Annotated in this window: 19 protein-coding genes; 2 read left to right on the top strand and 17 right to left on the bottom strand. The window is 69.5% G+C overall.

Annotated features, from left to right (window positions below; genetic code table 11):
• Window positions 1-15: 15 nt before the first annotated feature.
• The 14 genes from mepA to NJQ99_RS12280 form a co-directional block, all read right to left on the bottom strand.
• Window positions 16-912 carry a penicillin-insensitive murein endopeptidase gene (gene mepA / locus NJQ99_RS12215; protein WP_331283330.1) on the bottom strand — a complete coding sequence of 299 codons (897 nt, stop codon included), beginning with the start codon at window positions 910-912 and terminating at the stop codon, window positions 16-18.
• A 157-nt stretch (window positions 913-1,069) separates the two neighbouring features.
• Window positions 1,070-2,869, bottom strand: coding sequence for a translation elongation factor 4 (gene lepA / locus NJQ99_RS12220; protein ID WP_269333230.1), 1,800 nt, complete (start codon window positions 2,867-2,869; stop codon window positions 1,070-1,072).
• An 87-nt stretch (window positions 2,870-2,956) separates the two neighbouring features.
• A complete protein-coding gene (locus tag NJQ99_RS12225; RefSeq protein ID WP_269333107.1) occupies window positions 2,957-4,078 on the bottom strand; it encodes a TRAP transporter substrate-binding protein in 1,122 nt (373 codons plus the stop codon).
• Window positions 4,079-4,181: 103 nt separating this feature from the next.
• Complete coding sequence (locus tag NJQ99_RS12230; protein ID WP_269333108.1) at window positions 4,182-4,871, bottom strand: NnrU family protein; 690 nt, start codon at window positions 4,869-4,871, stop codon at window positions 4,182-4,184.
• Window positions 4,872-4,972: 101 nt separating this feature from the next.
• Window positions 4,973-7,378: a phenylalanine--tRNA ligase subunit beta gene (pheT, locus tag NJQ99_RS12235; protein ID WP_269333109.1), complete on the bottom strand. Its 2,406-nt coding sequence runs from the start codon at window positions 7,376-7,378 to the stop codon at window positions 4,973-4,975.
• A gap of 58 nt (window positions 7,379-7,436) precedes the next feature.
• Window positions 7,437-8,519, bottom strand: a complete 1,083-nt coding sequence (gene pheS / locus NJQ99_RS12240) for a phenylalanine--tRNA ligase subunit alpha (RefSeq protein ID WP_269333110.1) — start codon at window positions 8,517-8,519, stop codon at window positions 7,437-7,439.
• 152 nt (window positions 8,520-8,671) lie between these two features.
• Window positions 8,672-9,028, bottom strand: coding sequence for a 50S ribosomal protein L20 (gene rplT / locus NJQ99_RS12245; protein WP_269333111.1), 357 nt, complete (start codon window positions 9,026-9,028; stop codon window positions 8,672-8,674).
• Window positions 9,029-9,040: 12 nt separating this feature from the next.
• Window positions 9,041-9,247 carry a 50S ribosomal protein L35 gene (gene rpmI, locus NJQ99_RS12250; protein WP_269333112.1) on the bottom strand — a complete coding sequence of 69 codons (207 nt, stop codon included), beginning with the start codon at window positions 9,245-9,247 and terminating at the stop codon, window positions 9,041-9,043.
• 133 nt (window positions 9,248-9,380) lie between these two features.
• A complete protein-coding gene (locus NJQ99_RS12255) occupies window positions 9,381-10,178 on the bottom strand; it encodes a YdcF family protein (protein WP_269333113.1) in 798 nt (265 codons plus the stop codon).
• A 48-nt stretch (window positions 10,179-10,226) separates the two neighbouring features.
• Entirely contained in the window at window positions 10,227-10,772 is a 546-nt protein-coding gene (gene infC / locus NJQ99_RS12260; RefSeq protein WP_269333114.1) for a translation initiation factor IF-3, read from the bottom strand.
• Window positions 10,773-10,846: 74 nt separating this feature from the next.
• Window positions 10,847-12,808: a threonine--tRNA ligase gene (gene thrS, locus NJQ99_RS12265; protein WP_269333115.1), complete on the bottom strand. Its 1,962-nt coding sequence runs from the start codon at window positions 12,806-12,808 to the stop codon at window positions 10,847-10,849.
• A 28-nt stretch (window positions 12,809-12,836) separates the two neighbouring features.
• The gene (locus tag NJQ99_RS12270; RefSeq protein ID WP_269333116.1) at window positions 12,837-13,154 is read right to left on the bottom strand and encodes a hypothetical protein; all 318 of its coding nucleotides are present in this window, start codon (window positions 13,152-13,154) and stop codon (window positions 12,837-12,839) included.
• A 1-nt stretch (window position 13,155) separates the two neighbouring features.
• Window positions 13,156-13,365, bottom strand: a complete 210-nt coding sequence (locus NJQ99_RS12275; RefSeq protein WP_269333117.1) for a hypothetical protein — start codon at window positions 13,363-13,365, stop codon at window positions 13,156-13,158.
• 31 nt (window positions 13,366-13,396) lie between these two features.
• Window positions 13,397-14,545, bottom strand: coding sequence for a glycosyltransferase family 4 protein (locus NJQ99_RS12280; protein ID WP_269333118.1), 1,149 nt, complete (start codon window positions 14,543-14,545; stop codon window positions 13,397-13,399).
• Window positions 14,546-14,617: 72 nt separating this feature from the next.
• On the opposite strand from NJQ99_RS12280, the gene NJQ99_RS12285 reads away from it, so the two are divergent.
• Window positions 14,618-15,403, top strand: coding sequence for an alpha/beta hydrolase (locus NJQ99_RS12285; protein WP_269333119.1), 786 nt, complete (start codon window positions 14,618-14,620; stop codon window positions 15,401-15,403).
• A 7-nt stretch (window positions 15,404-15,410) separates the two neighbouring features.
• Here the strand turns inward: NJQ99_RS12285 and NJQ99_RS12290 are convergent, their stop codons facing one another.
• Window positions 15,411-16,295, bottom strand: coding sequence for an SDR family oxidoreductase (locus NJQ99_RS12290; RefSeq protein WP_269333120.1), 885 nt, complete (start codon window positions 16,293-16,295; stop codon window positions 15,411-15,413).
• On the opposite strand from NJQ99_RS12290, the gene NJQ99_RS12295 reads away from it, so the two are divergent.
• Complete coding sequence (locus NJQ99_RS12295) at window positions 16,294-17,067, top strand: tetratricopeptide repeat protein (RefSeq protein WP_269333121.1); 774 nt, start codon at window positions 16,294-16,296, stop codon at window positions 17,065-17,067. The two genes, NJQ99_RS12290 and NJQ99_RS12295, sit on opposite strands and share 2 nt — an antisense overlap.
• 22 nt (window positions 17,068-17,089) lie before the next feature.
• Here NJQ99_RS12295 and queG read toward each other — a convergent pair whose 3' ends face one another.
• A complete protein-coding gene (queG, locus tag NJQ99_RS12300) occupies window positions 17,090-18,211 on the bottom strand; it encodes a tRNA epoxyqueuosine(34) reductase QueG (RefSeq protein ID WP_269333122.1) in 1,122 nt (373 codons plus the stop codon).
• Between the two features lie 28 nt (window positions 18,212-18,239).
• Window positions 18,240-18,908, bottom strand: a complete 669-nt coding sequence (locus NJQ99_RS12305) for a glutathione S-transferase family protein (RefSeq protein WP_269333123.1) — start codon at window positions 18,906-18,908, stop codon at window positions 18,240-18,242.
• Window positions 18,909-18,919 lie beyond the last annotated feature (11 nt).

Below are 18,919 nucleotides of genomic sequence, written 5' to 3' on the forward strand. Positions count from 1 at the left end.
CCCCGGCACGGCGGATCAGTTCCGTTCGGCCACCGAGTCCTGCACCACATCACGGCATTGTTCGGGCAGGTCAGCGAGTGTGATCTGCGGCTTCGGCTGGGCGGGTGTCTTGGCGGGCGCGCGCGCCTCCTCGGAGAACCACCAGTCGAGTTCGGCCCCGCAGCCGTCGCCCTGCGGCGGCGGAGGCTGGTCGCGGCAGAAATCCGCGCCCTCCGGGCAGGCGAGGCGCACGTGGAAATGCGCATCGTGCCCCCACCAGGGCCGGACCTTGGAAAGCCAGGCGCGGTCGGCCCCGGCCTCGCGGCAGAGCGCGCGCTTGATCGCCGGATTGACGAAGATGCGGGCGACGCGGGTATCGCGGGCAGAAAGACCGATCAGCGCGGTGTGGGCGGGCGACCAGAGCGCCGGATCGACGTCGTTGCGGTCGGCGCGGACGACGACCCAGGAAGACATCTCCTCCCGCTCTGCCCGCGTGAGGCGACGACCGGGCATCGGGCGCAGCCAGATATCGGCGTCGAGCCCGATCTGGTGCGAGGCATGGCCGGTCAACATCGGTCCGCCGCGCGGCTGAGAGATGTCGCCGACCAGCAGGCCGGGCCAGCCGGCAGAGGGGGCGTTGGCGGCCAGCTCCTCCAGATAGGCGATCAGCGCGGGATGGCCCCAGTTGCGGTTGCGCGACAGGCGCATCGCCTGGTGGTTGGGCCCGTCGATGGCGAGCGGGACGGCGCCCGCGACGCAGCCGCGCGCGTAGGAGCCGATGGCCGCGGGCAGGCTGTGGCGCGAAGGGGCGTCGAGGCTGCCGAAGATTTCCTTCGCCGGGCGCGCGTCGTCGCTTGCGTGTGCGGGGAGAGGACCGAGCGCGGCGAAGGCCGCTGCGGCAAGGAGGGCGAGAAGGGCGAGGGCGCGAGTCATGGGCGGCATTGTCGCACCGCGCGCGGGGCGAGGGGATAAGTATTTTTCGGGGGTGAAGGGAACGCGCTGGCGGCGGTGTTCATGGATCCCCGGGACAAGCCCGGGGATGACGGGAGAGGGACGCTTAGGACGGAGGAAATGGCGGCGTGGAGGCCCCTCAGACGTCGCTCTTGAGCGCGGCGATGAAGGCTTCCTGCGGAATGTCGACGCGGCCGAACTGGCGCATCCGCTTCTTGCCTTCCTTCTGCTTCTCCAGAAGCTTGCGCTTGCGGGTGACGTCGCCGCCGTAGCACTTGGCGGTCACGTCCTTGCGCAGGGCGCGGATCGTCTCCCGCGCGATGATTCGCCCGCCGAGCGCGGCCTGCACCGGGATCTGGAACATGTGCTGCGGGATCAGGTCCTTCAGCTTCTCGCACATCTGGCGGCCGCGCGCCTCCGCCCGCTGGCGGTGCACGATGGTGGCGAGCGCGTCCACAGGCTCGGCATTGACGAGGATCGACATCTTCACGAGATCGCCTTCCTCGTAGGACTCGAGCTGGTAGTCGAAGGAGGCATAGCCGCGCGTCACCGACTTCAGCCGGTCGTAGAAGTCGAACACGACCTCGTTCAGCGGCAGCTTGTAGACCACCATCGCGCGCGAACCCGCATAGGTCAGGTCGAGCTGCACGCCGCGCCGGTCCTCGCACAGCTTCAGAACGGCACCGAGAAACTCGTCCGGGACGAGGATGGTCGCCTTGATCCACGGCTCCGAGATCGAATCGACATAGACCGGGTCGGGCATGTCGGCGGGGTTGTGCAGCTCCTTCACCGTGCCGTCGGTCAGGTGCAGGTGGTAGACCACCGACGGCGCGGTGGTGATGAGGTCGAGGTTGAACTCCCGCTCCAGCCGCTCCCGCACGATCTCGAGATGCAGAAGGCCGAGGAAACCGCAGCGGAACCCGAAGCCGAGCGCGGCGGAGGTTTCCATCTCGTACTCGAAGCTCGCGTCGTTGAGGCGCAGCTTGGCCAGAGAGTCGCGCAGATGCTCGAAATCCGAGGCGTCGATCGGGAACAGGCCGCAGAACACCACGGGCTGCGCCGGCTTGAAGCCCGGAAGCGGCTTGTCGGCGGGCACGCGGTCGTCGGTGATCGTGTCGCCGACATTGGTGTCGGCCACCTCCTTGATCGCGGCGGTGATGAAGCCGATCTCGCCCGGCCCAAGCTCGTCCACCATCAGGCCCTTGGGCGTGAACACGCCGACGCGGTCGACCGGGTGCGCGGCACCCGTCGCCATCATGCGGACCTTCATGCCCTTTTTCAGGACGCCGTCCACCACGCGCACCAGCACGATGACGCCGAGGTAGGCGTCGTACCAGCTGTCGACCAGCAGGGCCTTGAGCGGCGCCTTGCGGTCGCCCTTGGGCGCAGGCAGGCGCGTGACGATGGCTTCCAGCACGTCCTCGATCCCGAGGCCCGTCTTGGCCGAGATCATCACCGCGTCGGAGGCGTCGAGGCCGATCACGTCCTCGATCTGCGCGCGCACGCGGTCGGGTTCGGCTGCGGGCAGGTCGATCTTGTTGAGGACCGGCACGATCTCGTGGTTCTGCTCGATCGCGGCATAGACATTGGCGAGCGTCTGCGCCTCGACCCCCTGGCTCGCGTCGACGACGAGGAGCGAGCCCTCGCAGGCGGCAAGACTGCGCGAGACCTCGTAGGCGAAGTCCACGTGCCCGGGCGTGTCGATGAGGTTCAGCGTGTACTGCTTGCCGTCCTTGGCGTCGTAGAGCAGGCGGACGGTCTGCGCCTTGATCGTGATGCCGCGTTCCCGCTCGATATCCATCGAGTCGAGCACCTGCTCCTTCATCTCACGGTCGGCGAGGCCGCCGCACTTGTGGATGAGGCGGTCGGCGAGCGTCGACTTCCCGTGGTCGATGTGGGCGACGATGGAGAAGTTGCGGATACGGTCGAGGTCGGTCATGAGGCGGGCATGTAGCACCCCTTTGCCCCCGCGCCAAGCGGTGTCCGCGAGGCAAGGCGCGGGGGCAGGGGGAAAGCGGCAGGCGGCTCAGCCCTTGAGCGCCATCGCGCGCATGGAAAGCGCCTCCATGTCCGCCACCTGGGCGTAGCGGTCGGCCTGCGCGCGGTAGGCGAGGAAGCTCTCGTGCACGCGGGTCGCGACGTCGTTCTTCGCTGCGATCTCGGCCAGAACCTCGCCCGAGGCGGCGGCCAGCGCGCCGATCACGTCGGCCGGCATCTTGCGCAGTTCCACGCCCTCCTCGGCGAGCAGCGGGTCGAGCGAGACGACGTTGTGGTAGGTGAAGTCGGCGAACGCCTCGGCCGAGGAGGCAAGCGCCGCCGCCCTCACGATGGCCTGCAGGTCGGGCGAGAGCCCCTCGAACGCCGCCTTGTTGACCACAAGCTCCAACGCCGGGCCAAGCTCGTGGAAGGCGGGCATGTAGTAGTACTTGGCGACGCGGTAGAGGCCGAAGGCGCGGTCGTTCCACGGCCCCACCCATTCGGCCGCGTCGACCGTGCCGGACTGCATCGCCGGGAAGATCTCGCCCGGCGGCATCAGCACCGTGTTGACGCCGATGCGGCGCATGACCTCGCCGCCGAGGCCCGCGATGCGCATCTTGAGGCCCTGCATGTCGTCGAGGCTCTCGATCGGCTTGCGGAACCAGCCGCCCGCCTGCGGACCGGAGGAACCGGCATAGAAGGGCAGGACGCCGAAGGGGGCGTAGGCCTCGTCCCACAGCGCCTGGCCGCCGCCGAAGCGCAGCCAGCCCTGATGCTCCTGCGCGGTCAGGCCGAAGGGCACGCCGGTGAAATAGTGGAAGACCGGGTTCTTGCCCTGCCAGTAGTAGGGCGTGCCGTGGCCAAGCTCTGCCGTGCCGCCGGAGACGGCGTCGAACACCTCGAACGGCGGCACCATCTCGCCCGCGCCATAGACCTCGACATTCAGGCGGCCGCCCGACATCTCGGTAATCATGGCGGCGAGCCGTTCCCCGTTCACGCCGACGCCGGGCGTGCCCTTGGGCCAGGCCATGACCATGCGCCAGGTCTTCGCCTCCTGCGCACGCACGATGGCGGGCGCGGCGAATGTCGCAGCGCCCGCTCCGAGGCCTAGCGCCAGCGCGCCGCGGCGGCTGACCGTGGAGAGGGGAGAGGTGGATGTCGTGTCGCTCATGGGCGTTTCCCCGGGATATGCCCCCGTCGATGCATCGGGCCGGGGGACGTGGTTGAGAGGTGGAGAGACTGGCAATCGTTCGCCGGCGCCGCCTTGATCCTGCTCACATGGCGAGCGGCGAGACACCGAACAGGTGGGCGTGGCCCAAGAGGACCGCGAAATAGAGGGCACCGGCGACGAGGATTCGCAAGGGGCCCGTCTCTGACACGGCGCGCAGCAGCTTCTGCCGCCCGGTCAGGATAGCTCCGAACGGGATATAGGAAGTGACCGCGGTGTAGCGCGCGTAATCCTCCCGCCGCAGGGCGCGGAACTTGGCATCCTGCGCCATCGGGCCGAAGATGGCGAGCACGGTCAGCCCGCCGAAGAAGACGAGATCCGCGGGCGTCGAATTGTTGAGCAGGTGCGCGATGCCCCACAGCCCGATGCCCCACATGACCGGGTGGCGGGTGATCCGCAGGACGCCGGTTGCGGGCTCCACCGCCTGAAGCTGCCCCGCCTGGCCGACGGCGGTCGGATTGCGGCCCAGCACGCCCGGAACGAGCAGCAGGAAGGCAAGCGCCACGAGGATCAGCGACAGGTGCCGCCCGCCCACGCCTGCGTCCCAAACGGGCGCGCCGACGGGCGCCTGTGCATAGGCAATGGCCATCCAGAAGAGACCCAGCACGGAGACGAGCGAGAAGAGGCCGAGCCACGCGGCTTCCCCCATGCGCGCGACGAGCGCGGTCCGCAGGGGGCTCGACGAGGCAAGGTGGATGCCCAGGAAGAACAGAGTGGCGAGAACGAGCGAGGTCATGCGCGGCGACACCCCCTGCCTGCGGAAACCGACGCGCGCGAGTCTATCGCGCGCGCCCGTCCGGTGGCGAGAGGTTTCGGCGAGGGGGCGCCGGGGCAGGCTCAGCCCCGCAGCGTCGCCCCCGTGGCCTTGGTGACCTTCTGCACGGCCGCCTGGATGACCGCGTCGATCTCCGCGTCCGTCAGGGTCTTGTCGCGTGGCTGCAGCGTCACCTCGATGGCGACCGACTTCCGGCCTTGCCCAAGCGATGCCCCCTCGAACACGTCGAAGACGCGCACGTCCGAGATGAGCTTCTTGTCCGCACCGCGGGCGGCCTTGACGATGGTCTCCGCCTCGACGCCCGTGTCCACGACGAAGGCGAGGTCGCGGGAGACCGCCTGCAGGTCTGATGCGTCGAGCGCGGGGCGCGCTGTGCCGCTGCGGCCCTTGGGCGCGGGAATGGCGTCGAACACAAGCTCGAATCCGACGAGTGGACCCTTCACGTCCATGGCGTCGAGCACGCGCGGGTGGATCTCGCCGAACCAGGCAAGCTGCACCTTGGGGCCAAGCTGGATGGTGCCCGACCGGCCCGGATGGAACCACGCTGGCGCGCCGGCCACGACCTGTGCGCTGGCCGCGGGACCCCCGGCGGCGGCGAGGGCTGCAAGCGCATCGGCCTTCGCGTCATAGGCGTCGACCGGGCGGGCGGGACCCGCCCAGTTGCGCGGGATCGCATGGCCGCGGCGGATGCCCGCGGCGCGCGTGGTCTGATCTTCCGGTGCGTCGCCCGCATAGGCGGCGCCGACCTCGAACAGGGCGACGTCGGCAAAGCCGCGCGCGACGTTGCGCGCCGCCGCCGCGATCAGGTTCGCCAGCAGCGAGGGCCGCATGTCCGAAAGCTCCGAGGAGATCGGGTTGGCGAGCCGCAGGCTCTCCTGCCCGCCGCCGAACAGTTCCGCATGGGCGCGCGGCAGGAAGGACCAGGTCGCCGCCTCGTTCATGCCGCGAGAGGCGAGCGCGCGCCGCGCCGCGAACTGGCGGCGCTGCATGAGCGTCAGTACGGGCCGCGCGATGGCGTCCGGCCGGTCCATGGGGGCGGGCGGCACGTTGTTCAGGCCATGGATGCGGACGATCTCCTCCACGAGGTCCGCCTCCCCGTCGACGTCGGGGCGCCAGGAGGGCACGCTCGCCACGATCTCCTCGTCCGTGCCCGCGATGCCGAAGCCCAGCGCGCGCAGGATGCGCAATTGCTCGTCCACCGGCACGTCCACGCCGCCCAGCGTGCGTACGCGGTCCATGCGCAGCCGGTAGGAGGCGTTGCGCAGGGGCGGCGCACCGGCGACCACGAGGTGCGAGGCCTCGCCGCCGCAAAGATCGAGGATCATGGCGGTCGCGATCTCGGCCCCGGTCTCGGTGAAGACGGGGTCGATGCCGCGCTCGAACCGGTAGCGGGCGTCGGATTCGATGCCGAGCTTGCGGCCCGTCGTCGCCGTGCGGATGGGGTCGAAATAGGCGGCCTCGACGAAGACGTTGACCGTCTCCTCCGTGCAGCCCGACACCTCGCCGCCCATGATGCCGGCAATGCCCTCAGGCCCCGCGTCGTCGGCGATCACGGTCATCGTGTCGTCGAGCGTGTAGACCTTGCCGTCCAGCGCCTCGATCGTCTCGCCATTGACCGCGAGACGGGCGTGGATCGTGCCCTTGACCTTGTCGGCGTCGAAGACGTGCAGGGGCCGTCCATAGGCAAAGGTGATGAAGTTGGTGATGTCCACGAGCGCCGAGATCGGGCGCAGGCCGATGGCGCGCAGGCGGCGTTGCAGCCACGCGGGCGAGGGGCCGTTCTTCACGCCGCGGATGTAGCGCCCGACGAACAGGGGGCAGGCGCTCGCGCTCTCGGCGGGGAAGCGCAGCTCGACGCCGATGGGGCTGTCGAAATGGCCCGCCACGCGCTCGACGGGCAGCGGCTTCAGCGTGCCGAGACCGCGCGCGGCCAGGTCGCGCGCCACACCGCGCACGCCCAGCGCGTCGGGCCGGTTCGGCGTGATCGCGATGTCGAACACGGGATCGTCGAGGCCCAGCGCCGCCGCCGCCGGCGTGCCGACGGGAATGTCCTCGCGGAAGTCGATGATGCCGTCGTGGTCCTCGCTGATCTCCAGCTCCCGCTCCGAGCAGAGCATGCCGTTCGACTCCACGCCGCGGATCACGCCGGGCTTGAGGTCGAGGCCGGTGCCCGGAATGTGCGTGCCGGGGGGCGCGAAGACGCCGACGAGGCCGGTGCGCGCGTTCGGCGCGCCGCACACGACCTGCACGAGGCCGTCCTTCGTCTCCACGTCGCAGACGCGCAGCCGGTCGGCGTCGGGGTGGGGGCGCGCTTCGCGCACGCGGGCGACGGTGAAGGCCGCGAGCGTGCGTGCGGGATCGTCCACGCCCTCGACCTCCAGCCCGATCTCGTTCAGGGCGGCGACGATCTCGTCCACGCTCGCATCGGTGTCGAGATGCTCTTTCAGCCAGGAGAGGGTGAATTTCATCGGATGCTCGCTCGATTCTGGGCGCGGATGACGAAGGCGCTGGTGCCGGCCGGGACGCTCACGACAGGCCCCCGGTCAGCGTGGGCACGTCCAGCGACCGGAAGCCATAGTGGCGCAGCCAGCGCAGGTCGCTCTCGAAGAAGGCGCGCAGGTCGGGGATGCCGTACTTCAGCATGGCGATGCGGTCGATGCCCATGCCGAAGGCGAAGCCCTGGTAACGCTCGGGATCGACATTGCACGCGCGCAGCACGTTCGGATGCACCATGCCGGAGCCGAGGATCTCCAGCCAGCCGTCGCCCTCGCCGATCTTCACCTGCCCGTCGACCCAGGAACAGCCGACGTCCACCTCCATCGATGGCTCGGTGAAGGGGAAGTGCGAGGCCCGGAAGCGCATCTTGACCTTGTCGACCTCGAAGAACGCCTTGCAGAACTCCTCCAGCACCCATTTCAGGTGGCCGAGGTGCGTGGTCTCGTCGATCACCAGCCCCTCGACCTGGTGGAACATGGGCGTGTGGGTCTGGTCGCTGTCGCAGCGGAAGGTGCGGCCCGGCGCGATGATGCGGATGGGCGGCGTGCTTTCCAGCATGGTGCGGATTTGTACCGGGCTCGTATGCGTGCGCAGCACCATGCGGGAGCCGTCTGCCCTCTCGTTGAAGTAGAAGGTGTCGTGCTCCTGCCGGGCAGGATGCTCCTCGGGGATGTTGAGCGCGGTGAAATTGTGGAAGTCCGTCTCGATGTGCGGGCCTTCCGCGACCGAAAAGCCGAGGTCGCCGAAGATCGCGATCACCTCCTCCGTCACCTGGCTGACCGGGTGGATGGTGCCGGCGAACTCGGGCCGGACGGGCAGGGTGACGTCGATCGTCTCGGTGGCGAGGCGGGCGGCCAGCGCCTCTTCCCGCAGCGCGGCCTTGCGCGCGGCGATGGCGTCGCCCACGCGGTCCTTCAGGCCGTTGAGCGCGGGGCCCATGACCTGACGTTCGTCGGCGGACATGGCGCCGAGGCCCTTCATCAGCTCCGACACGCGGCCCTTCTTGCCGAGCGCGGCGACGCGCACCTCCTCCAGCGCCTTCTCGTCGCCCGCGGCGCCGATCTGGCCCATGATCTCGGTCTCGAGCGCCGAAATCTCCCCGGTCGTGGTCATGCTGTGGGCTTTCCTTCGATCGTCTGGACGTGTGCCGGGCGGCTGCGGTTCGGCCCGGCCTCAACGCAAACGGCCCCGCGGACGCCTTCGGACGAAGGCGTCGCACGGGACCGGTCGCGGATTACCCTGCGGGCGAGGGGCCAGAAGCCGCCTCAGGCGAGCGCCGTCTTCGCCTTCTCGACGAGGGACGCGAACGCCGCGGGCTCATGCACCGCGAGGTCGGCGAGGACCTTGCGGTCCACTTCGATCCCGGCGACGGACAGCCCGTTGATAAATCGGCCATAGGTCAGGCCGTGCTCGCGCGCCGCGGCGTTGATGCGCTGGATCCAGAGCGCGCGGAAGTTGCGCTTGCGCACCTTCCGGTCGCGGTACTGGTACTGCCAGCCCTTCTCCACCGCCTGGATCGCGGTGCGGAACGTATTCTTGCGGCGGCCGTAGTAGCCCTTGGCTGCCTTGATGACCTTGCGGTGCCGCTGATGGGACGGCACGCCACCTTTCACACGGGACATGGGACGGCCTCCTTACTTGCCGGCGTAGGGCAGGAATTTCTTGAGGATGACGGCGGCGTCGGACTCCGACAGCACCATCGTCCCGCGTGCGTCACGGATGAACTTCGGCGTGCGCTTGATCATTCCGTGCCGTTTTCCGGCCGCCGCGGCGAGCACCTTGCCCGTACCCGTGACCTTGAAGCGCTTCTTCGCGCCCGACTTGGTCTTCATCTTGGGCATTTTTGCCTTGCCTCCAAAACATCGAGAGGTGGAATTTCGGGTCGCCACGGCATGCCCTACAGGCCGGACCACCCCGGTTAGAGGGGCGCTCTATAGGCGATCGGCGCGCGCTTGGCAAGCCGTGCGGCGGTTCTCACGGTGCGGGAAAGAGGGACTGCGTGCGCCCCGTGAGCCGGTAGGCGGCAAGCCCCAGCCATTCGTGCGCCGCAAGGTCGAGCACGCTCAGCCCGTCGGACACGGACGGCATCCAGCCTGTTTCGCCGAGATCGGGGGGCGTGCGGTAGTCGACCGGCCAGGCGACGACCTCCCACCCCGCGGCACGGAAGACGCCGACGGCGCGGGGCATGTGGAAGGCGGAGGTGACGAGCAACCAACGCTCCCCCGGCTGCGGATCCGCGATCTCCCTTGCAAGGACCGCGTTCTCCTGCGTGTTGCGGGAGGCGCGTTCATAGAGCACGCGGTCGGGGGCCAGGCCAAGGCTCGTGAAGAGCGCGCGGGCAGCGTCCGCCTCCTTCTCCTCCGGCACGGGCAGGCCGCCCGCGCCGCCAGCGAAGACGATGCGCGCGTCGGGATAGCGGAGAGCGAGGGCCACGGCTTGCGTCATGCGCTCGGCGGCGTGGTTGAGCGCGGGCTGCCCGCGCCGCACGCTCATCACCGGGTCGACCGCGCCGCCCAGCACGACGATCCCGTCGGGCGGCGGCATGTCCGCGGATGGCGGGGGAAAGCGGCGCTCAAGGGGGGCGAGCAGCCCCTGCGGCAAGGGCGTCAGGCCGGCCAGCAGCGGCACGGCCACGCCAAGCGCAATGAGCAGGTCGGATATGCGGCGGGCCCGCCCCGCGATCAGCAGGGCGAGCCCGGACATCAGAATCAGCAGCGCCAGGTTAGACGGCTGCAGCGCGGCGCCGAGAAGCTTGGAGGCCAGGTAGAACATGCGGCCCCACCTTTCCCGCGGCGGCGGGCGCGCGCCCCGGAACGGGCGTCAGCGCGGCGCCATCACCATGATCATCTGGCGGCCTTCCAGCTTGGGGTGCGCCTCGACCTTGGCGATCTCGTCGACGTCGGCGCGCACCTTCTCCAGAAGCTTCAGGCCGAGGTCCTGGTGCGCCATCTCTCGGCCGCGGAAGCGCAGCGTGACCTTGACCTTGTCGCCTTCCTCGAAGAAGCGCCGCATGGCCCGCATCTTCACGTCATAGTCGTGCGTGTCGATGTTCGGGCGCATCTTGATCTCCTTGATCTCGATGACCTTCTGCTTCTTGCGCGCCTCGTTCGCCTTTTTCTGGGCGATGTATTTGTACTTGCCGTAGTCGAGGATCTTCGCGACCGGCGGCGATGCGTTGGGCGAGATCTCCACGAGGTCCAACCCCGCCTCGATCGCACGGGCAATCGCATCGCGCGTGGAGACCACGCCGACGTTCTCTCCGTTCTCGTCGATCAGACGCACTTCGCGGGTGTCGATCTGATCGTTGACGCGCGGGCCTTCCTGCTTGGGCGGCGGCGCGTTGTGCGGACGACGTGCTATGAACAACCTCCTTCATCTGTCGCGCCGCGGGACCTTTCCCGGGGCGTCGGATGTGCTTCGTGCACCGTATCACGCTTCCCTTACCTTAGATCGGGAGGCGTTGACTCGGTCTTAAGGATAGAAACGAGTTCGTCGAGTGCAAGCGTCTCCTGCTGCTGGCTGCCGAGACGGCGCACGGAAACGGTCCGCTCGGCCGCCTCCTTCTTGCCCACGACGACGATCACCGGGACCTTGGCGTGCGACAGCTCCCGGATCTTGTAGTTGATCTTCTCGTTCCTGAGATCGGTCTCGACGCGCAGGCCCGCCGCCGTCAGCGCGTCCGCCACCTCGCGCGCATAGCCGTCGGCGTCCGACACGATGGTTGCGACGGTCGCCTGCACCGGCGAGAGCCAGAGCGGGAAACGGCCCGCATACTGTTCGATCAGGATGCCGATGAACCGCTCGAACGAGCCCAGGATCGCGCGGTGCAGCATGACCGGGCGGTGCCGCTGGCCGTCCTCCCCGATGTAGCTCGCGTCCAGCCGCTCCGGCAGGACGAAGTCGACCTGCAGCGTGCCGCACTGCCAGTCGCGCCCGATGGCGTCGCGCAGCACGAATTCGAGTTTCGGCCCGTAGAACGCCCCCTCGCCGGGGTTGAGCGTGTAGTCGCAGCCGGCCGCGGCGGTCGCTTCCTTGAGCGCGTTCTCCGCCCGGTCCCACGTCTCGTCGGAGCCCGCGCGCACCTCCGGCCGGTCGGAGAACTTCACCCGGAACTCCTCGAACCCGAGGTCGCGGTAGATGCCCGACAGAAGCTCGATGAAGGCGCGGGTCTCGTTCGCGATGTCGTCGGCGGCGCAGAAGATGTGCGCGTCGTCCTGCGTGAAGGCGCGCACGCGCATGATGCCGTGCAGGGCGCCCGACGGCTCGTACCGGTGGCAGGAGCCGAACTCCGCCATGCGCAGCGGCAGGTCGCGGTAGGACTTCAGGCCCTGGTTGAAGATCTGCACGTGGCAGGGGCAGTTCATGGGCTTGAGCGCGGAGACGCGCTTCTCCCGCGCGTGATCCTCATCCACCTCGGCGGTGAACATGTGCTCGCGGAACTTCTCCCAGTGGCCGCTTTCCTCCCACAGCTTGCGGTCGACGAGCTGCGGTGTCTTCACCTCGACATAGCGCGCGCGGGTCAGCCTGCGGCGCATGTAGGCCTCGAGCGCGAGGTAGATCGTCCAGCCCTTGGGGTGCCAGAACACCATGCCCGGCGCCTCTTCCTGTACGTGGAAGAGCTCCATCTCGCGGGCGAGCCGCCGGTGGTCGCGGCGCTCGGCCTCCTCGATCCGGTGGAGATAGGCCGCAAGCTCCTTCTCGTCGCGCCATGCGGTGCCGTAGATGCGCTGGAGCTGGGCGTTCTTGGCGTCGCCGCGCCAGTAGGCCCCCGCAAGCTTGGTCAGCTTGAAGGCCGTGCCGACCTTGGACGAACTCATCAGGTGCGGGCCCCGGCACAGGTCGTGCCAGTCGCCGTGCCAGTAGATGCGCACGTCCTCGGACCGCGGGATCTCCTCGATGATCTGGGCCTTGTAGTGCTCCCCGATCTCCTTGAAGTGGTTGATCGCGTCCCGGCGGTCCCAGACCTCGCGCCGGGTGGGCACGTCGCGCGCCACGATCTCCTTCATCTTCGCCTCGATCTTCTCCAGATCCTCCGGCGTGAAGGGCTCCTCGCGGGCGAAGTCGTAATAGAAGCCGTCCTGGATCGTCGGGCCGATGGTGACCTGCGTGCCGGGATAAAGCTCCTGCACCGCCATGGCCATCAGGTGGGCCGCGTCGTGGCGAATGAGTTCGAGCGCGTCGTCGTCCTTGCGGGTGACGATGGCAACCTCGGCGTCCCTCCCGATCGGCAGGTCGAGGTCGGAGAGGTCGCCGTCGATGCGCACGGCGAGTGCGGCCTTGGCAAGGCCCGCGCCGATGCTTGCCGCGATCTCGGCCCCGGTCACGCCGCGCGTGTACGTTCGCACCGAGCCGTCGGGCAGGGTGATGCGGACGTCTTGCGCTGCGGCGGTTTCGGCACTCATGTCGCGGGATCCTCTGGCTGACACGCGTTCAGCCGAGGTTCTGGAACGCCTCGTGCACTGTCGTCAAGGACATATAGGTCAGGACGACGGCGAGAAGCGCGAACTCGACCTCGCTCGCGACCCGTCCGAAATAGGCCGGTCCCTTGGCGAGGATGCTGATCAGCAGCAGCCAGATGCCGGAGACCATGCCGAACGACGCAGCTGCCACGACCAGCAAGGTCTCCACCGGTGGCAGCTTTGGCGTGCCGTTCGCGGCCTTCCAGAGAAAGACACCGACGATCGCCACGGCGAAGAAGATGATCGTCCGCCCGCGATGATCGATCAGCCGGTCGGCGAGCCAGGTCATCTCAGCGGTCGGCTTCCCGCACGCGGTCCACCGCCACGCCGACGCCGACTCCCCCCGCCGTCGCCAGCGCGACCGCCAGCAGCCCGCCGGTTGCCCAGGAGCCGAGCAGCAGCCCCGCGAGGCCAAGCGCCACCGCCCCGCGGTGCCGGTCGGCAAAGCCCGCGGGCGGTTCCGGCCTGGCCGGCGGCGTTCCCATGTCGGTCAAAGACATAACTCAAATATAGACTTTCGACTGTGCTGCATCAATCGCAAAGAGATTTATAGACCTCAATATAGGACGCGCACATCCGCCCCACCGTGTAGGTGTCCTGCACGTGCGCGCGGCCCCTGGCGCCCATCTCCGCCCGGTAGCGAGGCCCGAGGTCGAGGCAGGCGTCGAGGCCCGCGGCCAGCGCCTTCGCATCGCCCGGCGGGACGAGGAAGCCCGTCACCCCGTCGATCACGGTCTCCGCCGCGCCGCCGTGGGCGGTGGCGATCACCGGCCGTTCCATTGCCTGCGCCTCGACCGGCACGCGCCCGAAGGCTTCCGGCTCGATGGAGGCGGAGATCGCGATGTCGCACAGCGCGTAGCCGGCGGAAATGTCGACGAGGTGACCCGGCAGCTTCACGAAATGCTCCAGCCCGCGCTCCCGCACCATCCGGCCAAGCTCGCTCTCGTAGGCGTCGCGGCCCTGCGCATCGCCCGCGATCACGCAGACGAAGTCGTCGCGCCGCGCACGCAGCAGGGCGGCGGCCTCGATCATCACGGCCTGCCCCTTCCAGCGGGTGAGGCGGCCCGGCAGGAACAGGATCTTGCGCGGGTCGTCGAGCAGCCCCCATTGCTCCAGCAGGCGGACCTTGCGCACCTCCGTCACCGAGGCGGGCGAGAACCGGGCGATGTCGATGCCGCGCGGGATCGTCACGATGCGGTCCGCGGCAAAGGGATAGGTCGCGCGCACGTGGGCGGCCACGAAGTCCGAGATCGCGACGACCCGCTCGCCACGCGCCATCACGGAGTTGTAGAGGCGCTTCAGCGGCCCGCGTGCATTGTAGACGCCGTGGTAGGTGGTGACGAAATGCGCACCCGTCCGCCGCGCGGCCCGGAGCGCGCTCCACGCCGGTGCGCGCGAGCGGGCATGGATCACGTCCGCGCCGGTCTCCGCGATCAGGTCGGCGAGGCGGGCGGCGTTCGCCCACATGGTGCGCGGGTTCTTCGAGGCGAGCGGCAGGGTGACATGGCGGGCGCCGCCGCGTTCCAGCTCTCCCGCGAGACGCCCGCCCTCCGACGCGACGATCGCCGTGCCGCCGGCCCTGGCGAGCGCGAGCGCCACGTCGACGCAGCCGCGTTCCGCGCCGCCTGCATCGAGCGCGGGGATCACCTGGAGCACCGTGGGCATGCGGGTCTGGGTCAAGGTCTTGTCCATGGGTGCGGGGCGGCTAGAGTGGCGGCCCGGAAGGCAACGGCAAACGCAAGCGAGGCACACATGGCGACGACACAGTATTTCCAACCGCTCGACCGGCCCCGTCTTGCCTATAGCAAACGACAGGCCTCCGGCGCCATGGAAAGGCGCGCGGGCGTGATCTTCATGGGCGGGTTCCGTTCCGACATGCAGGGGACGAAGGCGCTCTTCCTCGACGAATGGGCGGGCGAGCGCGGCCGCTCCTACCTGCGCTTCGACTATTCCGGGCACGGGTCCTCCGAGGGCGTGTTCGAGGACTTGTGCCTCGGCGACTGGATCGCGGACGCGCGCGACATGGTGCGGCTGATGACGACCGGCCCACAGGTCGTGGTGGGGTCGAGCATGGGCGGCTGGATCGCGCTGCACGCAGCACTTGCCCTGCCGCACGCGGTGCGCGGGCTCGTCGGCATCGCGGCGGCGCCGGACTTCACCGAGGACCTGATGTGGGCGGAGTTCTCCGACGAGATCCGCGCGGAGATCATGGAGACGGGCGTCTATTACGAGCCGTCGGAGTATTCGGACGAGCCCTACGCGATCACGCGCCGCCTCATCGAGGACGGGCGCAAGCACCTGCTTCTGCGCGCGCCCATCCCGCTCGACATTCCCGTGCGGCTCCTGCAGGGCATGAAGGACGCTGACGTGCCGTGGGAAAGGGCGCTGAAGCTTGCCGGCGCCATCGCCCATGACGACGTGCGCGTGACGCTGCTGAAGGGCGGGGACCACCGGCTGTCGACGCCGGAAGACCTCGACCTGCTCGCCGCGACGCTCGACGAGGTGTGCGCGGCAGTCGACGCGCGGCTCGGGGGCTGAGCCGCGTTCAGGCCCGCCCACGCTCCTCCGCCGCCAGGATCGCCGCCAGCCCCTCCCGGTAGGTGGGGTGGGTGAGTGTCACGCCCAGTTCCTCGCGGATGCGGACGTTCGAGACGCGCTTCGATTCCGAATAGAAGCTGCGCGCCATGGGGGAGAGGTCGGCCTCCTCGAACGCCACCTCGGACGGCGGGCTCACGCCCAGCAGGCGGGCGGCATGGGCGACGACGTCGGCCGGCGGGGCGGGCTCGTTATCGCACACATTGTAGACCCGGCCCGGGTTCGGGCGGTCGATGGAGGCCTCAAGCACGCCCGCGATGTCGTCCACATGGATGCGCGAGAAGATCTGGCCCGGCTTGACGATGCGTTTCGCGGTGCCGTCGCGCACACCGTCGATCTGGCTGCGCCCCGGCCCGTAGATGCCTGCGAGCCGGAAGAGGTGCACGGGAAGGCCATGCTCGTGCATGAGGGCGCACCAGCCCTGCTCGGCAGCGAGCCGCCGCCGCCCGCGCTCTGTCGAGGGCTCCAGCGCGCTCTCCTCGTCGACCCAGCCGCCCGCGCGGTCGCCATAGACGCCGGTCGTCGACAGGTATCCCGCCCACGCGATTCCGCCCGCGATGGCGGCGATGTCGGCCGCGTGGTGGTCGAGGACGGGGTCGCCCCGGGCGTCTGGCGGCACGGACGCGAGCAGGTGCGTCGCACCGGCAAGGGCCGCGCGCGGGTCGGCAAGCGGGCGGTCCCGGTCGAACAGGAAGGCCTCGACCCCTTGCGCGCGGAGCCGTTCGGCCTTTTCCTGCGTGCGGCACGTCCCCGCGGCCGTCCAGCCGCGCGCCTGAAGCCGCTGGCCGAGCCGTGCCGCAGAATAGCCGTAACCGAAGCAGAAAAGCCTGGGCATGACACGCACCCCTTTCATCCGGACGCCGTTCCTTCTCGCCTGCCTATGTGGACCGCTGGTGCTGGCGGGTCCAGTCCCGGCGCGTGCCGCGGAGGTTGCCTCCTACGAGGAATGTCTTGTGCTTGCCGCATCCGACCCGGATGCGGCCTACGAGGCCGCGCGCGGCTGGGAGGGGTTGGGCGGCGGCCTGCCGGCGCGCCATTGCGCAGGGCTAGCGCTCGTCGCGGCGGGCCTGCCCGAGGCGGGTGCGGAGGTGTTGCAGGCGCTCGCCGACGAGCCCGGCATGGGCGGGCGGGAGGCACGTGCCAGTGTGCTGGAGCAGGCCGCGAGCGCATGGATGGTCGCGGGCAAGCCGCGCCATGCCATCGCCGCGCTCGATGCAGGGCTCGTGCTCGTGCCGGGCGACCCGGACCTTCTGGGCGACCGGGGCCGCGCCAAGGGCCTGATCGAGGACGACGCGGGCGCCATCGCCGACCTGACCGCCGCGCTGGAGGCCGCGCCGGGCCGCGCCGGCCTGCTGGTGCTGCGGGCCGTGTCCTACCGCTACGAGGGCCAGTTCGACGCCGCGCTGGCGGATCTCGCGCGCGCGCTCGAGCTTGCGCCGGGCAAGCCCGAGGCGTTGCTCGAACGCGGGCTGACGCGGGAGAGGACGGGCGACATCGACGGGGCGCGCGCCGACTATGTGGCCGTGCTAGCGCAGGTGGGCGAGGGGCCGACGGCGGAGGCCGCGCGCGACGCGCTCGAAACCCTCGACGTGAAGCCCGGCGGCTGAGGGGCGCTCAGGGGCCCGGGGCTCAGGCGGGCGCGGTGTCCCACTCGGCGGCGACGTCCGGATCCGTCTCGCTTGGCAGATGTGCCGCCCGCAGGCCCGCGAACGCATCCCCGTCCAGCAGGCGGGAGACCGCCCAGACGGCCATGGCGCGAACGAGCGCCGAGGGGTCGGCAAGGTGCCGCTCCGCAACCCCGGACAACGCCGGATCGCCGGAGTTTCCGATGGCGATCAGCACATTGCGCAGGAAGCGGTCGCGCCCGATCCGCTTGATGGGGGAGCCGGAGAACACCTCCCGGAACGCCGCGTCGTCGAGGTTCGCCAGATCGGCGAGGCGCGGGCGGGAAAGCTCTGCGCGGGCGTGGAACTTCGCCTCCGACGCGATATGGGCGAACTTGTTCCACGGGCAGACCGCGAGGCAGTCGTCGCAGCCATAGATCCTGTTGCCCATCGCCACCCGGAACTCCGCCGGGATATGCCCCTTGTGCTCGATCGTAAGGTAGGAGATGCAGCGCCGAGCATCCAGCCGGTAGGGCGCTGGAAAGGCCTTCGTCGGGCAGGCGTCGAGGCAGGCCCGGCAGGTGCCGCAATGGTCCGTTTCGGCTGTATCCGGCGGCAGGTCCAGGTCGGTCAGGATCTCCGCTAGGAACAGCCAGGAGCCGTGCTCCCGGCTCACGAGGTTCGTGTGCTTGCCCTGCCAGCCGAGGCCCGCCGCCTCTGCCAGCGGCTTCTCCATGATCCCGGCGGTGTCGACCAGCACCTTGACGTCCGCGCCATGGGTTTCGGCCAGCCAGCGCGCAACCCGCTTCAGCCGCGCCTTCAGGACGTCGTGATAGTCCGCCCCGCGCGCATAGACCGAGACCGCGGCCCGGTCGCGCATCTGCAGCAGGTCCAGCGGGTCGTCGGCGGGGCCGTAGTTCGCCGCCGCGACGATGACACTGCGCGCCGCGGGCCAAAGCGCGTTGGGATGCCGCCGCTCTGGCCGGTCCATCCAGCCCATGTCGCCGTGGAAGCCTTCGCCGAGCCACGCCTCCAGCCGCGCGCCCGCCTGGGGGGCTGCGTCGGTGCGCGCGATTGCGACCGCCTCGAACCCCTCGGCGCGGAGGCGGTCCTCGATCTCGCGGCGAATGTCGGCAGCGTCGGTCATGGCGGCCGAGTGTGCGCGGGGCGGCCCCTCAGAAGTCAAGGTCTGCGTAGTGCGCGGGCGGCGGAATTCCGGGAACCGCGTCGGCCAGCAGCGGGCGGAAGCTCTTGCGCGACTTCAGCCGCTGGTACCAGTCGCGGGCTGGCGGAAAGCGGTCCCACGGCACGTTGCCGATGTAGTCGAGGGTGGAGAGATGCGCCGCCGCCGCGAGGTCGGCGAGCGTCATCGCCTCTCCCGCGAGCCAGTTCCGCCGGTCGACCAGCCAGCCGATGTATTCCAGGTGGTACTTGATGTTGTCGAGGCCCGCGCGGATCGCCTGGCTGTCGGGCGTGCCCGTCCCCATCAGCCGCTTGTTGACCTTCTCGTAGAGCAGGTTCGCGGTCACCTCCTGGTGGAACTTCAGGTCGAACCAGTAGACGAGGCGGCGCACCTCCGCCTTGTCCGCCGCCGTGACGGGCATCAGCGGCGGATCGGCGTAGCGTTCCTCGAGGTACTCCCCGATGGCGAGACTGTCGCACACCCGCGTTCCGTCGTCGTCGATGAAGACGGGGACGGTGCCCGCGGGATTGACCGCGAGGAATTGCGGCCGCCTGAGCCACACCTTTTCGGTTACCAGGCGGTAGTCGAGGCCCTTCTCCTCAAGGACGAGACGGATCTTGCGGCAGAAGGGCGACAGCGGAAGATGAATCAGCCGGCGCATGGCGTCACCAT

The organism is Futiania mangrovi (assembly GCF_024158125.1).
Lineage (GTDB): Bacteria > Pseudomonadota > Alphaproteobacteria > Futianiales > Futianiaceae > Futiania > Futiania mangrovi.

Bases quoted from the DNA above. Each gene is read 5' to 3' on its own strand.
- mepA (WP_331283330.1), bottom strand. From the start codon at position 912: ATGACTCGCGCCCTCGCCCTTCTCGCCCTCCTTGCCGCAGCGGCCTTC.
- lepA (WP_269333230.1), bottom strand. From the start codon at position 2,869: ATGACCGACCTCGACCGTATCCGCAACTTCTCCATCGTCGCCCACATC.
- NJQ99_RS12225 (WP_269333107.1), bottom strand. From the start codon at position 4,078: ATGAGCGACACGACATCCACCTCTCCCCTCTCCACGGTCAGCCGCCGC.
- NJQ99_RS12230 (WP_269333108.1), bottom strand. From the start codon at position 4,871: ATGACCTCGCTCGTTCTCGCCACTCTGTTCTTCCTGGGCATCCACCTT.
- pheT (WP_269333109.1), bottom strand. From the start codon at position 7,378: ATGAAATTCACCCTCTCCTGGCTGAAAGAGCATCTCGACACCGATGCG.
- pheS (WP_269333110.1), bottom strand. From the start codon at position 8,519: ATGACCACGACCGGGGAGATTTCGGCGCTCGAGACCGAGATCATGGGC.
- rplT (WP_269333111.1), bottom strand. From the start codon at position 9,028: ATGTCCCGTGTGAAAGGTGGCGTGCCGTCCCATCAGCGGCACCGCAAG.
- rpmI (WP_269333112.1), bottom strand. From the start codon at position 9,247: ATGCCCAAGATGAAGACCAAGTCGGGCGCGAAGAAGCGCTTCAAGGTC.
- NJQ99_RS12255 (WP_269333113.1), bottom strand. From the start codon at position 10,178: ATGTTCTACCTGGCCTCCAAGCTTCTCGGCGCCGCGCTGCAGCCGTCT.
- thrS (WP_269333115.1), bottom strand. From the start codon at position 12,808: ATGAGTGCCGAAACCGCCGCAGCGCAAGACGTCCGCATCACCCTGCCC.
- NJQ99_RS12270 (WP_269333116.1), bottom strand. From the start codon at position 13,154: ATGACCTGGCTCGCCGACCGGCTGATCGATCATCGCGGGCGGACGATC.
- NJQ99_RS12275 (WP_269333117.1), bottom strand. From the start codon at position 13,365: ATGTCTTTGACCGACATGGGAACGCCGCCGGCCAGGCCGGAACCGCCC.
- NJQ99_RS12285 (WP_269333119.1), top strand. From the start codon at position 14,618: ATGGCGACGACACAGTATTTCCAACCGCTCGACCGGCCCCGTCTTGCC.
- NJQ99_RS12295 (WP_269333121.1), top strand. From the start codon at position 16,294: ATGACACGCACCCCTTTCATCCGGACGCCGTTCCTTCTCGCCTGCCTA.
- NJQ99_RS12290 (WP_269333120.1), bottom strand. From the start codon at position 16,295: ATGCCCAGGCTTTTCTGCTTCGGTTACGGCTATTCTGCGGCACGGCTC.
- queG (WP_269333122.1), bottom strand. From the start codon at position 18,211: ATGACCGACGCTGCCGACATTCGCCGCGAGATCGAGGACCGCCTCCGC.
- NJQ99_RS12305 (WP_269333123.1), bottom strand. From the start codon at position 18,908: ATGCGCCGGCTGATTCATCTTCCGCTGTCGCCCTTCTGCCGCAAGATC.